We start from the raw sequence: 15174 nt of genomic DNA, 5'->3' as shown, positions 1-15174 counted from the left end.
TCAGGACCGTCGCCCGGAGCGAGCGCGCAGGACGTGTTCGAGGACGCTCACGAGGTGTTTGACGTCTATCGTGCGCGCCCGCCTCGACAGTTCGGAACCGAGAGCGAGGACGAACGCCAGACAGAGTTCGTGTTCGACCGTGTCGATGCTGACGGCGTCTACGAGCGTCGCGGTGAGCGATTCGATGTCGGCGTCGGAGACGCCCATCGCGTGAATCGCCCCGTCCGCGAGGACGAGCGTGGTTCCGAACGCCGCGAGTTTCGCGTACTTCGGTCTGACGCCGTGTTGTTTCAGCACTCGTACGAGTTGGTCTTCGAGGAACGGAGACACACCCAGCACGTTCTCGACCGTTCCGCGATGCGACTCGTCGATTCCCAACTCCTCGGCCGTATCGAGCGCCAGTTTCAGCAGGCCCGGGATGGTGTTCCGTCCCTGCGCCTGCGCCAACTGCCGTTTGAAGACGGCGAACGGTTCCCCGCTGTCGGTCGTTCTCGCTCGCTCGAACAGTTGGAACGTCTCGGGTTTTCGAATCGCGCTCTCGTTCTCGGTGAACACCTGCTGGAAGTACGTCGAGGGATGACCGGCCAGCGTGCTGCCGTCCGTCGCGCCCGCGAACAGCGTCGAGACGTCGAAGTCGTCGATGGACGGCCGAGATATCAACTCGGTCGTCGTCGGGTCGACGAGTCCGTCGACGTCCCACGCCTCCGCACCGTCGCCGAAGATACCGTCTCCCCCGTCGAACGTACCGACCGGAACGCTCCAGCCGTCGGCGTCGAGTTCCGTGACCGACCGGATATCGTCGATGTCGATCATGCTTTCACCGGGTGCACAGACGCGAGCGGCGAGAATAACTGTAGTTCATCCCACACGAGGAGGTCCGTTCCGCCGACCCTACCACGGGGTCAGGCGGCCACGGAGCCGCCGGGGCTGTCGCCGGTCGTCTCCTGCGGCGACGCGCCCACGAGGTCGAGTCCGTCGTCCAGACGCCCGAGGACGTACAGCGAGTAGTACCGGAAGAACGTCACGACGGGGACGAGGAGGAACGCGCCCGCGACGGCGACGGTGAGCGCGTAACAGAGACCGACGACGGCGAGGAGCGCCCACGCGACGAGGGGGAGCGCACCCGGTGCGGAGAACGCCAGCAACACCGCGCCGCCGAGAATCACGAACGGAAGGGCGACGAGGACGGCGACGAACAGCGTCGCCGCCGCGACGAGCGCACCGACCAGGATGCCGAGCGAGAACCGGATGATGACGTACAGCGCGAACTCCTCCCACTCGGTGCGGAGCGTGGGGAAGAAGCGCCGCCAGCCGTCGAGGACGCCGACGTCGGCGGCGAGCATCGTCGGCACCACGAAGTCCGTCGTCAGTTGGAACAGGAGGGCGACGACGAGTGCGAGTGCGACGCCGACGAGGACGACGGGGAGGAGGACGACGAGGAGTCCCGGGTTGACGGTGGCACCGCCGAAGACGGTGAGCGCGAGGGGGCCACCGACGACGAGGAGGGTGAGGGCGACGACGGCGAACTGGAAGCCGAACAGACGGAGCCCGTTCCCGAGATGCGTGCGGAACGGGCCGCGGATGCGCACCTCGCGGTCGGCGAGTCCGGTGACGAAGACGAACTGCATCACCGCGGCGACGAGCGAGAACGCGAGGGCGAACAGGAACAGGACGCCGACGAGGGCGGCGACGCCGAGGAGCACGCGCTGACCGGTCACCACCCCGGGGTCGAACGGCGGGAGACCGTCGAACGGGAGGTCGAACGGACCGAGCGGTCCGAACTGCGGGAGTCCGGGCGTCGTCGTTCCGCCGAGGTTGAAGTTCACGGAGGCGTTGCTCGCCGTCCCGCCGACGAAGACGGCGACGAGAGCGAGGCGGGCCCACGTCCCGAGGCTGAACGGGCGGAGGAGTCCCGTCGTCGCCGCGCGCGCGTCGTCCAAGGAGTCAATCGAGTGCCACGACATACGTACCGATGGGTCGCGTGAGCGGATAAAACGGCAGGTCGGCCGACCCCCCGCAGGTTCTTGTACGGTGCGGCGGAACGTCACGGTATGGCGATTACACCGTTCGAGCGCCGGACGCGCGACGCGCAGGCCGCACTCGCAGACGCGGAGGCAGACGCTCTCGTCTGTTTCCCCAGCCGAAACCTGTTCTACCTCTCGGGGTTCGACGAAGCACCCGGCGAACGCCACCTCTTCTATCTCGTTCCGGCCGACGGCGACCCGGTGTTTCTCGTCCCCGACCTGTACGAGACGCAGGTGCGGTCGGCCTCGTGGGTCGACGAGGTGCGGACGTGGGCGGACGACGCCGACCCCGTCGCCGCCACCGCCGACGCACTCGACGCGATGGACCTCCCGTCGGCCCCGCACGTCCTCGTCGACGACACGATGTGGGCGCGGTTCACCCACGACCTGCGCGCCGTCCTGCCCGAGGCGACGTTCGGCCTCGCGAGCGACGTGGTCGCTCCGCTTCGCGTCCGGAAAGACGACGCCGAACTCGACGCACTCCGTCGGGCGGGCGTCGCCGCGGACGAAGCGGTCGACGCCGTCCGGGAACTCGGCGCGGACGCCGTCGGGATGACCGAGACCGAACTCGCGGCCCGCATCGAGACGTACCTCGCGGAGGCGGGCGGCGCGGGCGTCTCATTCGAGACTATCGTCGGGTCGGGGCCGAACGGCGCGATGCCGCACCACCACCACGGTGACCGGGAGATAACCGCGGGCGACCCGGTCGTTCTCGACTTCGGCACGCGCGTGGACGGCTATCCGAGCGACCAGACGCGAACGCTCGTCTTCGACGGCGACCCCGGCGAGCGATTCCGCGAGGTGCACGAGGTGGTCCGCGAGGCGCAGGCGGCCGCCGTCGACGCCGTCGAACCCGGCGTCACCGCGGCGTCGGTCGACCGCGCGGCCCGCGAGGTCATCGACGAGGCGGGCTACGGCGACGCGTTCGTCCACCGGACGGGACACGGCGTCGGACTGGACGTGCACGAAGACCCCTACATCGTCGCCGGGAACGACACGGAACTCGAACTGGGGATGGTGTTCAGCGTCGAACCCGGCGTCTACCTCGACGGCGAGTTCGGCGTCCGCATCGAAGACCTGGTCGTCGTCACCGAGAACGGCCGTGAGCGGTTGAACGACACCGACCGCGGCTGGGAGTGCTGAGGTAGGCGGCTCGAGGCGGTTCGCTCGCGGATAGAAGACGGTTTGTCCGGGGAACGCCACGGGAGCGTATGCTCACCAGAGCGCAGCGAGTCGTACTGGCCGGCGTCGTCCTCTCGATTCCGACGACGTATCTCGTCTACGTCGCCACCGGGTCGTTTCCGCTGGCGGGAGCGACGCTTCTCTCGGTCGGATTCGTCGTCCCGTCGGGTATCAACGGCTATCTGGACGGTCCGAGCGAAAAATCGAGTCGCTGACGTCGCCGGACTACTCGGCTTCGTCGGCCGTCTCGTCGTCGCCGCTCACGTCGCCACCGACGAGCGAGTCGACGTCGGTGTGTTCGAAGAGGAGGTCACGCATCCGCGCCACCGTCTCCTCGTCGCGGGTGCGGCCCGAGTGAATCACGTCCTCCGCTCTGTCGACGACGGACAGCGTGTCGCCGTTGACGAGGAGGACGGGGACGCCCCGCTCTTCGGCCTTCCCGAGGACGGCCGGAGACGGGCGGTGGCCGCCGGTGAGGATGATGGCCTTCACGCCCGGCGCTTCGATGGCGGCCGTGATTATCTCCGAGCGGTCGCCGCCGGTGATGACCGCGGCGTTCTTCGTCCGTCGGAAGTAGCGCAGGGCGGCGTCGCCGCCCATCGCACCGACGAGGAACCGTTCGACGTAGGCGTCGCTTCCGCCTTGCGTCGCCACGTCGGCGCCGAGTTCGTCGGCCAGTCCGTCGACGGTGACGCCGGCGAGTTCTCGCTCGCGCGGGACGACGCCGAGGACGGGGACGCCGCGGCCTTCGAGGAACGGCACGACTTCCTGTTCGAGTTCGTCGAAGGCGGCGTCGGAGACGCCGTTGAAGAGGACGCCCGCGAGTCGGTCGTCGAACTGCTCGGCGGCGGCGAGGACGTCGTCGACGTCGCCGGGTTTCTCGTAGTGGCTCACCAGCAAGACGCCCGCGTCGAGTCGTTCGGCCACGTCGACGTCCGTCAGGTCGACGATGCCGCCGGTGCTCCAGACGCCGCCGCCCTCGACGAGCATCAGGTCCTTGTCGGCCGAGAGCTGCTCGAAGTACTCCTCGATTATCTCGCCGAGTTCGTCGCCGTCTTCTTGACCGCGAATCGCGCCGTCGACGAACGTCGGCGAGTAGACGACGGGTTCCATCTGGTGCATCTCGGCGTCGAGTCCGAGCACCTCGCGGGCGAGCATCGGGTCTTCGTCGAGCGTCTTGCCGACGTTCGACTGCAGGCGCGTGCCCTTCGGCTTCATGTAGCCGACCGAGCGGCCGCGTTCCTGCGCGAGTTTGCCGAGTGCGAGCGTGACTGCCGTCTTGCCGGTGCTTTCGTGGGTCGAGGTGACGAGTAACGTGTTCATGGGTCAGAGTTGGTCGGGGTCTACCGTCAATCGCACGTCGACGGCTTTGACGCCGTCGGGGGTTGCGACGAGGGGGTTGATGTCCAGTTCGAGGATGGCCGGAAAGTCCGTGACGAGTTGGGAGAGACGCTGGATGGTCTCGGTGACGCCCTCCACGTCGACGGGGTCGCGGCCACGCGCACCGCGAAGCAGCGGTGCGGAGTCTATCTCTTCTGTCATCGCGCGCGCTTCGGACTCCGCGACGGGAGCGACGCGGAACGTCGTGTCTTCGAGGACTTCCACGAAGATACCGCCGAGGCCGAACATGAGAAGCGGACCGAACTGCGGGTCTTTGTTCATGCCGACGATGGTCTCGACGCCGCTGTCGAGGTCGACCATCTCCTGCACCTGCACGCCGATGATGTTGGCGTCGGGTTGGTAGTTGCGCGCTCGGGTCACGAGGTCCTCGTAGGCGTCGTACACCTCCTCGTTCGGCACGCCGACTTTGACGCCGCCGATGTCGGATTTGTGCAGGATGTCGGGGCTGACGATTTTCATCACGACGTCGCCGTCGATGCGCTCTGCGACTTCGAGCGCGTCCGCGGGGGCGTCGACGATGTCGCCCTGCGGCGTCTCGATGCCGTAGGCGTCGAGCAGGTCCATCGCTTCCACGCCGAGGCGCGTGTCGTCGCGGTCCTCGACCGAGGAGAGAATCTCGTGGACCCGCTTTTCGTCCACGTCGAACGTCGTCGGCCGGTCGTACTCGCGTTCGGAGATGTCGCGGAACCGAGAGAGCGAGTCGAGTCCCTGCACGGCGCGGGCGGGGTCGAAGTAGTTCGGGATGCCCGCCTCGGTGAGTGCCTCCGCGGCCGGTTTGACGCGTTCGCCGCCCATGAAACAGGCGGCGACGGGCTTGTCGTACTTCTCCTGTAACTCCACCGTATCGGCGGCGAGTTGCTGGTAGTCCAGCACCGCCGTCGGACACGTCAGGACGATGGCACTCCCGACGTTGTCGTCGGCGAGTGCCAAGTCGAGTGCGTTTCGGAAGCGTTCGTTGTCGGCGTCGCCGACGATGTCGACGGGGTTGTAGATGTTCCCCTCGGCGGGGAGTTTTTCGGAGAACGCGTCGAGGGTGTCGTCGGTGAACGACGCCATCGAGAGGCGCGAGTCGCCGACGGCGTCCGTGGTCATCACGCCGGGACCGCCCGCGTTCGTGATGACGGCCACGTCGTCGCTGTCGGGGAGGGGTTGGCTCTCCAGCACTCGCGCGGCGTCGAACAGGCCCTGCACCGACTCGGCGCGGATGACGCCCGCCTGCTCTAACCCCGCTTCGTACGCCTGGTCGGACCCGGCGATGGTGCCCGTGTGACTCGACGCCGCCTGCGCGCCCGCGTCCGTCCGCCCGGACTTCACGAGGACGATAGGCGTGTCTTGGGTCACCTCGCGGGCGGTGTCGATGAACTCGCGGCCCTCGGAGATGCCTTCGAGGTAGCCGATGATGACGTCGGTGTCCTCGTCGTCGCCCCAGGCGTCGACGAAGTCAGCCTCGTCGAGGACGGCTTTGTTCCCGAGCGACACCACGTCTTTGAAGCCGATTCCCTGGTCGTTCGCCCAGTCGAGGACGGCCGTGATGAACGCGCCCGACTGGCTCATGAACGACATGTTGCCGGGAGTCGCGTTCTCGGGGCCGAACGTGGCGTTCATCTGCTTCGGCGTCGACATGACGCCCAGGCTGTTCGGACCGACGAGGTTCAGGCCGTACTCGGTCGCCACGTCGACGAGTTCTTGCTCGCGGGAGGCGCCTTCGCTCCCCGTCTCGCCGAACCCGGCGGTGATGACGACGACGTTCTGGACGCCCGCCTCACCGGCCTCGCGAACCGCGTCCACCGCGATGTGCGGCGGGACGACGATTATCGCGAGGTCGGCGTCGGACTCGCCGACACCGGCCACCGCCGGGACGCCGAAGACCTCGTCGTACTTCGGGTTCACGGGGACGACGTCCCCCTCGAAGTCGTCGACGAGGTTCTCCATGATGGCGCGACCGACGGACCCTTCGCGCTCTGTCGCACCCACGACGGCGACGCGTCGCGGTGCGAACAACTCGGATAACTCTCCCATCGCCGCGAACTACTCGCTCTCGCCGTTTAAATCCGGGTATGTATAGTTTTACATGGGCCGTGCGGCCACGTCTCCCTCACGATTTTTCGTTCGTTCACGAATTTCTGTAGATGTGTTCGGTTCTCTCTTCGGGCGGCGAGGCGGGCGTCACACCACGTCGTCGGGGGCGTGCGCCGCGCGCATCTCCGCGACGGCGTCGGCGTACCGGGCTCTCGTCTCGTCGTCTTCGACGGTTCCGAGGTGGTCGGCGTCGGTGTCGAGGGCGGCCGTCGTGTCGCGGACGTCCGAGAAACTCGTGAGCGAGCGCTCTTTGCGGAGGTACTGCGACCCGTCGGGCGTCGCGTAGACGAGGATGATGATGTTCTGCTCGTCGTCGGAGTAGGTCCGCTCGACCAACCAGACGCGGGTGGTCGCTTCGGATTCGGAATCGGCGCTCATGGTGTCGACGTCCGCCGCGTGGGAGAAAAGTCCGCCGCCGACTCAGCCGATGACGCCGAAGCCGAACATCGGGAAGCCGAAGACGGCCGTCCACGTGTAGTGGAGGGCGACGCCGACGACGACGGCCGGAATCGTCGTGTAGATGCTGGCGACGACGGCGGCCGTCTTGTCGATGGCGATGAGGGGGAACAACGCGTCGCCGTCCTGACTGATGGCGTTCGCCGTCAGCGCGGAGAACGGAATCGCGCCCTGCGCGTACGCCGCCGAGAGGATAATCTGCGGCCCGCATCCGGGGATGAGGCCGACGGCGGCGCCCGCGACGGGCGCGAGGACGCCCGCCGCGGCGGCGGCGGAACCGATGTCCAACCCAGTGAAGAGGATGGTGTACTCGTAGAGGAGGTACGCGCCGATGACCCAGACGGTGACGAACGACGTCTCCATCGCGGCGTGCGTCAGCGTCTCGTAGACGCTCCCGAAGGTGTCCTTCGCTCGCCCGACGTCGCCGTGGCCGATGTACGTCCGACCGACGAAGTAGAGATACGCCGACAGCGTCGTTCCCGTAATCCCGGCGACGGTGAACACGCCCGCGAAGGAGAGTCCGGCGACCATCGGCACGTCCGGTGCGCCGCGGAGGAGATAGAGGACGCCCGCGCCGAGGCCGGCGGCGGCGGCGACCCACCACGCCGCGAGGGCGGCGAGCGTCACGGAACGCATCGTCCCGGACTCGCGAGTCGGGCCGTGGTCGTGGCGTTCGCAGGTGACTCCCTCGTCGTAGTGGTGGACCTTGCTTCCGGCTACCGGCGTCGCGACACCGCCGTCTGTCAGGGTGGGACGGAGTTGTCTCACCGCTCTGTCGACGCGGCCGACGCCCAGTCCGAACGCGTCGATGGCGTAACCGAACACGACGCCCGTGACGAGTGCGATGCCATAGGCGTACAGGGCCGCCTCGGGCGCGAGGACGAGAATAACGAACGCCGCGTCACCCGCGGTGGCGATGAGCGTCGCCACCACCGTCCCGAACGAGACGGACCCGCGGATGTATAGCGGCATCATCACGATTGCGCCGCCACACCCCGGTGTCAGACCCATCAGCGCACCCACGATGGGCCCCGCGCGGCGGTTCTCCTCTAGCTTCTTCACGAGGCGGCCGTCCGTCCGGTACTGGACGTAACTGAAGAGGAGGACGGTCACGGCGACGAACGCGCTCACCTGCACGAAACCGTCGCGCACCGACCCGAGAAAGATATCGAACAGCTCAGACATAGACTCCCCCTCCGAGAGGTACGTCGTCCTCCGAAGCGCAGATAATAGTAGTCATCTCACTCAAAGATTAGACGCGTCTAAAAATAAAGTTATGTGAGAGAAATGCTACTCTTCTGCCACCGCGACGACGTCCGCGTCGGCGAGTCGACGGAGTTCGGACGGGTCGACGGGGAAGACGGCTTCGGGCGTTCCCGCCGCCGCCCAGACGGTGTCGTGCGTCGTCAGCGTCTCGTCGAAGAGGACGGGGAGCGACGACGCGTGGCAGAACGGCGGGACGCCGCCGATAGCCCACCCGACGACGTCCCGAATCCGTTCCGGGTCGGCCATCGACACCGCCGCGGGCGACACGCCGAGGTGGTCGGCGAGTCGCCTCTCGTCCACGCGGTTCGCGCCACTCGTGACGACGACGACGAGCGACCCGTCGGCGTCGAAGACCAGACTGCTGGCTATCTGACTCACGTCGCATCCGACGGCCGCGGCGGCGTCTTCGGCCGTCTTCGTTCCTTCGGGGAACTCCTCTACGGTCACCTCGAACCCGTACCGTTCGTTCGCGGCGTCCGCGAACTCGCGCGCTCTGCGGTGCATGCTGTCCACCCGCACGCGATGGGGCCGCTAAAAACTCACTTTTCCGGCACGCCAGACCCCGGGTCGCCGCTGTCGTCGATGCGCGACTCGTACTTCGCCAACGACTCGTCGACGGCCGCCTCGGCGTCGACGCCGAGTTCCTCGGCGAGTGCGTACAGACAGAACAGTGTGTCGCCGAGTTCGTCGCGGTTCACGTCGAGGTTCTCGGGGGTCGACCCGTACGCCGTGGAGTTCGTCGCGTCCGCGGCGAGTTCGCCGACTTCGCTCGCGAGGTCCAAGAGGCGGTAGGCGGGCGGCGCGTGCAGGTCGTTCGCGTCGAGGAAGTCCGCGACGCGTCGTTGCGGGTCGCTCGTCACACAGAACATCCGTCGAGGAGACGTATTAAGCCCTCCCGCATTGCCGTCCGAATCGAGTGACGAAACCGAGAGAAACGGTGTGTTAACGTGCGCACACGAGTTCTGATGCTCCGTCAGATAGTCTCCCCGCCGGGTGTCTCTCGGTTACGGCGATATTTAGGAACGTGACGGAAAGTCGGCACGACGGTTCTCGAATCATACCTACGTTCTCCTGAGTCGTATCCTGACGACGTCCTATGCAGACAGTACTCCAACTCGCAGTACCCGAATTCCTTCAGGAGGTCATCGCGGAGACCATCGCGTTCACGCCGCGTCTCATCGGTGCACTCCTCGTGCTCCTCGTCGGGTGGTTCCTCGGCGGAATCGCCGCGAGAGTCGTCACGAGAATCGCCGACCGCGTCGAACTCGACAAGGCGACGCTGAAGACGCCCCTCGGTGCGATGCTCGGCGGCACGGAACGGGCCGTCTCGACGGCGTTCGGGACGCTCGCACGCTGGTTCGTGTTCGCCGTCGCCATCCTCGCCGCGGCGAACGTCCTCGCCATCGCCCTCCTCTCGGAGTGGGTGAGCACGGCCGTCTCGTACCTCCCGGCGTTCGTCGCCGGCCTCCTCGTCATCGTCGTCGGCTTCGTGGTGGCCGACTTCATCGGCGACGCCATCCTCCGCACGCAGGCGGCGACGGAGACGCGCTACACGGGCATCTTCGCGACGGGAACTCGGATGTTCCTCTACTTCACCGCCGTCGTCATCGGCCTCAGCACGATGGGCATCAACGTCGAACTCCTGTTCACCATCGCGCAGGCGTTCGCGTGGGGCCTCGCCGCCGCCTTCGCCATCGGCGCGGGTATCGCCCTCGGATGGGGTGGCAAAGACTACGTCGCCTCCAACATCGGCCGCTGGATGGGCAACGTCAACTACGCCGCGACGCGGTCGGACCGCGCGGGCGACGGCGCGATGGCCGACGGCGGCCACGTCGACGCCGACCCGATGGACGACTGAGTCGTCGCTCGCGAACGTTTCGGTTCGGTCGGTTCAATCGATTCGACCGGTTCGGTTTTTCGAGACTCGCCCCTCCGAGCGTCGGGTTTAGGGCCGCCGAAAACATCAGAAATATGGTACGTTTATCCGCGTCGGGAGCCAACGGTCGGTATGTCTGTCGGGAGTTTCCTCTTCGTCTTCGTCGCCGGACTCGTCACCGCCTTGGCGACGGGACTCGGTGCGCTCCCGTTCTTCTTCGTCAAGGAGGTGAGCGACCGTTGGAACGTCGCACTGTGGGGTCTCGCGTCGGGCATCATGCTGTCGGCGTCCGTCTTCGGACTCGTGTTGGAGGCGCTCGCCGAGTACGTCAGCGTGTCGCTCTCGGGAGTGTCGGCGACGGCGGTGCCCGCGCGGACGCTTCTCCTCCTCGGCGTCGGCCTCCTCGCCGGCGTCGCCCTCGTCGTCGTCGCCCACCGCGTCATCGACGGCGCGGAGGTGGACCCGAAGCGCTACGAGGAGGCCGACTTCCGGAAACTCCTCCTCATCCTCGGCGTCCTCACCGTCCACAGTTTCCCCGAGGGCGTCGCCGTCGGCGTCGCGTTCGCGGACCTCGGATTGGAGGGCGGACTCCGCCTGTTCGGCGTCGCCGTCCCCCTCCTCGCGGTGTTCATGACCGTCGCCATCTCCATCCACAACGTCCCCGAGGGCGTCGCCATCTCTATCCCCCTGCGCGCGATGGGCGTCTCGAACTGGCGACTCGTCTGGTGGTCGGTGTTCTCCAGTCTCCCGCAACCCATCGGCGCCGTCGTCGCGTTCTACTTCGTGCGCCTCGCCCGCGAGTTCCTCCCCGTCGGATTCGGCTTCGCCGCCGGAGCGATGATATACCTCGTTCTCACGGAGTTCATCCCCGAAGCGCTCGAACGCGGCGCGGAACTCCCCAGCGGCGGCCGCCCGGAACTCCTCGCGGGCGTCGTCGGCGGCGTCGTCGCGATGGTGCCGTTGCTGTTCGTGTGAGTCGGTCGAGTCGCGAGAAGACGGCACGGCGACGGGCGTGCGTCGTTAGTGACTGTGACCCATCGCGTCCGAGAGCGAGAGGCCGAACCGTTCTTCGAACAGTTCTTCCATCTTCTCGTTGAGTTCCGCGAGGTCCGCCGGCGTGTCGCCCTCGGCGTGGTGGACGGCGACGTGCGCCTGCTGTGCGAACGACTGCACGACGAGGTCACCGACGACGTTCGTCGCCTCCTCGCCCTGTTCTGTGAACACGTCGACGAGTCCCTCCGGGAGTTCGACCTCTTCGACGTCTCCGTCCGGTCCTTCGATGGTGTAGGTCTCGGTTTCGACCATAGCCTCACTGGGTCCTCTCTACTTAAGGGTCTGTGGGAATCTGGCAACGAGGCGAGACGGAGAGAACGGCGTCGAAACGCGACGTCAGTCGTCGGATTCGGCCGCCGCGGGTTCGGGCTCTGCTCGCTCTTCGCGTTCGAGTTCTTCGAGGTAGTCGTCGGCGTCGAGGGCGGCCTTCACGCCGTCGCCGCCCGCCGTCGCCGCCTGCTGGTAGTGGAAGTCCACGACGTCGCCGGCGGCGAAGATGCCGGGGACGTCCGTGGCCGTCTGGTTGGCCCCCTTCCCACCCTTCGCGACGACGTAGCCGTCGGCGTCGCGTTCGACGCCCGTCCCTTCGAGGTAGTCGGCGTTCGGCGTGTGACCGATGGCGTAGAACACCGCGCCGCAGTCGAAGTCGAACGTCTCCGTCTCGGGGTCGTCGAGTTTGTCCGTCGGGTGGCCGTCGGGATGGCGGACCATCGTCACGTGGTCGACGCCCTCCTCGGGCGACCCGTGGAGTTCCGTCACCTCGGTGTTGAGCAGGAGTTCTATCTCGCCGTCGTCGACTTTCTCCATCACGCGGTCGATCCAGTAGTCCTCCGCGCGGAACTCCTCGCGGCGGTGCGCGATGTACACCGTCGAGGCGAACTTCGTGAGGAAGTTGGCCTCCTCCATCGCGGCGTCGCCGCCGCCGACGACGAGAATCTTCTCGTCGCGGAAGAACGCGCCGTCACAGGTCGCACACGTCGAGAGACCGTAGCCCATCAGGTCGTCCTCGCCGGGGATGCCGAGCGTCCGGGCGGACGCGCCCGAGGCGGCGATGATGGCGTCTGCGGTGTAGACGTCGCCGTTCTTCATCGTCACCGTGAACGGTCGCTCGTCCGCCTCGACGGACTCGACGATGCCGTGGTCTACCTCCGCGCCGAACCGTTCGGCCTGCGTCTTCATGTTCTGGATGAGTTCGGGGCCGGAGATACCTTCGGGGAAGCCCGGATAGTTGTCCACCTCGGTCGTCAGCGTCAACTGCCCGCCGGGTTCGTCGCCCTCGAACACGAGCGGTTCGTTGTTCGACCGGGCGGCGTAGATGGCGGCCGAGAGGCCGGAGATACCAGACCCAGCGATGATGAGTTTTCGGTGTTCGACGAAAGCGTCCTCGCTCATACCCCCACGTTCGCTAGACCGACCCTTTTAGGTTCCGCTGTCGTGCACGATTGCCGTCGGCATCGTGAGCGCTTCTCACGGCGATAGATAGCACTTCGCACGAAACGTCAGGCCGGGTCGGCCGGCGGCGACATCGAGGCGAGGAGATGCCGCGCCGTCGTGCCGAACAGCCACCCGAACCCGGCGATGGCGAGGCCGAATCCGAGCGTCGGGCCGGCCGCGACGGCGGCCAGTTGCTCGCCGATGGGTCCCTGCGGGAGTCCGAGGCCGAAGAACGCCGCGAGTCCGAGCGGCGGGAACACCCCGAAGGAGAGCGGTGCGGCGACGCCGCGCGTCCGGTACGCGGCGAGCGACGACCCGCCGACGACGAGGGCGGTGAGCGACGACGGGAACGTCATCGCGTCGCCGGTTTGCTGCGAGAACAGGAGTTCACACGCGAGGAGAACCGCCGGGAGAAGCGCGACAGCGAGTGCGACGTACCGACCGGTCGCGCGGACGTCGTCACCGACGGCTATCGACCGAACTGGAGGGCGCAGACGCATAGCCGTGACTTCTCTCGGGAGCGACATAAGTCTCCGTCAGACGGAACGGAGGGACGCGTTCATACCCCCGGGTCGCAGACGTGAGGGTATGCCCGCGGACTTAGACGAGAAGACGGACCGCTACGGACGGATGCTCGCGGACGCCCTCGAAGAGGCGGCTGTCGCCGTTCCGGCCGAGACGCCACTCGGCGGCGCCGCCGCGGAGATAGAGGAGATGGCCGTCTCGTACTTGGAAGACGGCCGACACTTCCGCGAGAACGACGACCCGGTGAACGCGCTCGCGTCGTACTCCTACGGCTACGGGTGGTTGGACGCCGGCGTCAGGATGGGCCTGTTCACCGTGCCCGACGACACCCACCTGTTCACGATGGAGTGAGGAGGACGAGCAGTTCGCTACTCGAACCGATACGTCGGACCGTCCGCGGAGTCGCCCACCTCGACGCCGAGTTCCGCGAGTTCGTCGCGAATCTCGTCCGCTCGGTCGTAGTTCCCGTCCGTGCGTTCGGCCTCGCGAACCTCCAGTAGCAGTTCGACGAGGTCCTCTGCGATGGTCACGTCGCCGCCCTCGTCTCGGTCGCCGAAGCCGAGTCCGAACACGTCGCCGCCGAGTTCCTCGAACGTCTCGACGGCTTCTCGGAGGCCGCGATAGTCGTACGCCGACGCGTCGCCGACGTGCGTGTTGACGGCCCGCGCGAGTTCGATGAGCGCGGCCATCGCCTCGCGGACGTTGAAGTCGTCGTTCATCGCCTCGCGGAACTGCGCGCGCGCCGTCTCGACGGCGTCTCTGAGCGCCGCGGATTCGACGGAGGCGTACGCGTCCGGGCCGTCGCACGCGTCCACGGCCGTCTCGTAGGCGCGTTCGAGGCGGTCCCAGCGCTCTTCGGCTTCGGCCATCGCCTCGTCGCTGAACGTCTGTTCGGCGCCGTAACCGGTCGAGAGGTAGAACGTCCGAATCACGTCGACGCCGAACTCGTCTAAGGCGTCCGAGACGGTGAAGAAGTTACCCAGACTGGAGGACATCTTGTCGTCTTCCATCTGGAGGAGGCCGACGTGGAGCCAGTAGCGCGCGAACGTCTGGCCCGTCGCCGCCTCGCTCTGCGCCACCTCGTTCTCGTGGTGCGGGAACACCAAATCGCGCCCGCCGACGTGGATATCGATGGTGTCGCCGAGGTGCGTCATCGACATCGCCGAGCACTCGATGTGCCATCCGGGGCGACCCTCGCCCCACGGCGACTCCCACGTCTGCCCGCACGGTTCGTCGACGGCGTCCAGTCCGTCGTGGCGGTGTTCGGCTATCGCCTCGGGGGAGACGGCACCGGCCTTCCAGAGGGCGAAGTCGGCGGGGTGGCGCTTCTCGGCGCGTTCGTCCGTCTCGCCCTGCGCCTCTATCTCGTCGATCCGTTGGTTCGAGAGCTTGCCGTACTCCTCGAAGGCGGTCACGTCGAAGTACACTGACCCGTTCGACTCGTAGGCGTAGCCCTTCGCCACCAGCGTCTCGATGAGGTCGATTATCTGCGGGACGTGTTCGGAGACGCGGGGATACACCTCCGCGCGCTTGAGGTTCAGCCCGCGCATGTCTCGGACGACGTGGTCCACGAAGTGTTTGGCCACCTCGGGTTCGGTGTCGCCGACGTCGTCCTCGCCGATGCGCGCGGCTATCTTCTCGTTCACGTCGGTGAAGTTCTCGACGTGGTGGACGGTGTAGCCCTCGTGTTCCAGCCACCGGTGCATCACGTCGGCGTGCATCCAGAGGCGGGCGTGGCCGAGGTGGGCGTCGTCCGAGACCGTCAGTCCGCAGACGTAGAGCAACACGTCGTCGTCGTCCTGTGGTTCGAACTCCTCGCGTTCTCCCGTCAGGGTGTTGGTCACGGACAGCGTCATCGCCGTCGGATACTCCGTCGTC

General features: G+C 67.0%; 17 protein-coding genes. 5 read left to right on the top strand and 12 right to left on the bottom strand.

What is annotated here, in order from left to right; all coding sequences use genetic code 11:
* Both BM282_RS07110 and BM282_RS07105 read right to left on the bottom strand, forming a co-directional pair.
* On the bottom strand, positions 1–813 hold the full coding sequence (locus tag BM282_RS07110) for a hypothetical protein (RefSeq protein WP_089878508.1): 813 nt from the start codon (positions 811–813) through the stop codon (positions 1–3).
* 89 nt (positions 814–902) lie between these two features.
* Positions 903–1964 (bottom strand): DUF7544 domain-containing protein, encoded by a 1062-nt coding sequence (locus tag BM282_RS07105; protein ID WP_089878505.1) that lies wholly within the window; start codon positions 1962–1964, stop codon positions 903–905.
* Between the two features lie 93 nt (positions 1965–2057).
* Here BM282_RS07105 and BM282_RS07100 point away from each other — a divergent pair, with 93 nt between their 5' ends.
* Together BM282_RS07100 and BM282_RS07095 are read left to right on the top strand one after the other, a co-directional pair.
* Positions 2058–3167, top strand: a complete 1110-nt coding sequence (locus BM282_RS07100; protein WP_175501443.1) for an aminopeptidase P family protein — start codon at positions 2058–2060, stop codon at positions 3165–3167.
* A gap of 68 nt (positions 3168–3235) precedes the next feature.
* On the top strand, positions 3236–3421 hold the full coding sequence (locus BM282_RS07095) for a hypothetical protein (RefSeq protein WP_089878498.1): 186 nt from the start codon (positions 3236–3238) through the stop codon (positions 3419–3421).
* 10 nt (positions 3422–3431) lie between these two features.
* Here BM282_RS07095 and BM282_RS07090 read toward each other — a convergent pair whose 3' ends face one another.
* The 6 genes from BM282_RS07090 to BM282_RS07065 form a co-directional block, all read right to left on the bottom strand.
* Positions 3432–4529, bottom strand: a complete 1098-nt coding sequence (locus BM282_RS07090) for a phosphotransacetylase family protein (protein WP_089878497.1) — start codon at positions 4527–4529, stop codon at positions 3432–3434.
* 3 nt (positions 4530–4532) lie between these two features.
* Positions 4533–6626 (bottom strand): acetate--CoA ligase family protein, encoded by a 2094-nt coding sequence (locus tag BM282_RS07085; RefSeq protein WP_089878494.1) that lies wholly within the window; start codon positions 6624–6626, stop codon positions 4533–4535.
* A gap of 147 nt (positions 6627–6773) precedes the next feature.
* The gene (locus BM282_RS07080) at positions 6774–7064 is read right to left on the bottom strand and encodes a hypothetical protein (RefSeq protein WP_089878492.1); all 291 of its coding nucleotides are present in this window, start codon (positions 7062–7064) and stop codon (positions 6774–6776) included.
* 42 nt (positions 7065–7106) lie between these two features.
* Positions 7107–8327 (bottom strand): putative manganese transporter, encoded by a 1221-nt coding sequence (locus tag BM282_RS07075; protein ID WP_089878490.1) that lies wholly within the window; start codon positions 8325–8327, stop codon positions 7107–7109.
* A gap of 105 nt (positions 8328–8432) precedes the next feature.
* Complete coding sequence (locus tag BM282_RS07070; RefSeq protein WP_089878487.1) at positions 8433–8912, bottom strand: YbaK/EbsC family protein; 480 nt, start codon at positions 8910–8912, stop codon at positions 8433–8435.
* A gap of 35 nt (positions 8913–8947) precedes the next feature.
* Positions 8948–9268, bottom strand: coding sequence for a MazG nucleotide pyrophosphohydrolase domain-containing protein (locus tag BM282_RS07065; RefSeq protein WP_089879486.1), 321 nt, complete (start codon positions 9266–9268; stop codon positions 8948–8950).
* A 236-nt stretch (positions 9269–9504) separates the two neighbouring features.
* On the opposite strand from BM282_RS07065, the gene BM282_RS07060 reads away from it, so the two are divergent.
* Both BM282_RS07060 and BM282_RS07055 read left to right on the top strand, forming a co-directional pair.
* Positions 9505–10266 carry a mechanosensitive ion channel family protein gene (locus BM282_RS07060; RefSeq protein ID WP_089878485.1) on the top strand — a complete coding sequence of 254 codons (762 nt, stop codon included), beginning with the start codon at positions 9505–9507 and terminating at the stop codon, positions 10264–10266.
* A 150-nt stretch (positions 10267–10416) separates the two neighbouring features.
* The gene (locus BM282_RS07055; RefSeq protein ID WP_089878482.1) at positions 10417–11259 is read left to right on the top strand and encodes a ZIP family metal transporter; all 843 of its coding nucleotides are present in this window, start codon (positions 10417–10419) and stop codon (positions 11257–11259) included.
* 45 nt (positions 11260–11304) lie between these two features.
* Here the strand turns inward: BM282_RS07055 and BM282_RS07050 are convergent, their stop codons facing one another.
* From BM282_RS07050 to BM282_RS07040, 3 genes are all read right to left on the bottom strand, one after another.
* Entirely contained in the window at positions 11305–11589 is a 285-nt protein-coding gene (locus BM282_RS07050; RefSeq protein ID WP_089878479.1) for a DUF7545 family protein, read from the bottom strand.
* Positions 11590–11673: 84 nt separating this feature from the next.
* Positions 11674–12729: an NAD(P)/FAD-dependent oxidoreductase gene (locus BM282_RS07045; protein WP_089878477.1), complete on the bottom strand. Its 1056-nt coding sequence runs from the start codon at positions 12727–12729 to the stop codon at positions 11674–11676.
* Positions 12730–12836: 107 nt separating this feature from the next.
* Entirely contained in the window at positions 12837–13271 is a 435-nt protein-coding gene (locus BM282_RS07040) for a hypothetical protein (RefSeq protein WP_089878474.1), read from the bottom strand.
* Between the two features lie 88 nt (positions 13272–13359).
* Between BM282_RS07040 and BM282_RS07035 the strand changes: the two genes are divergently transcribed.
* The gene (locus tag BM282_RS07035) at positions 13360–13647 is read left to right on the top strand and encodes a DUF357 domain-containing protein (RefSeq protein WP_089878471.1); all 288 of its coding nucleotides are present in this window, start codon (positions 13360–13362) and stop codon (positions 13645–13647) included.
* A 17-nt stretch (positions 13648–13664) separates the two neighbouring features.
* On the opposite strand, the gene cysS is transcribed toward BM282_RS07035, so the two are convergent.
* The gene (gene cysS, locus BM282_RS07030; protein WP_089878468.1) at positions 13665–15152 is read right to left on the bottom strand and encodes a cysteine--tRNA ligase; all 1488 of its coding nucleotides are present in this window, start codon (positions 15150–15152) and stop codon (positions 13665–13667) included.
* Positions 15153–15174: the final 22 nt, after the last annotated feature.

It is taken from the genome of Halogeometricum limi (assembly GCF_900115785.1).
GTDB classification, from domain to species: domain Archaea; phylum Halobacteriota; class Halobacteria; order Halobacteriales; family Haloferacaceae; genus Halogeometricum; species Halogeometricum limi.
Note: the sequence above shows the minus strand (reverse complement) of the source record. Positions and strands in the feature narration are given on the sequence as shown.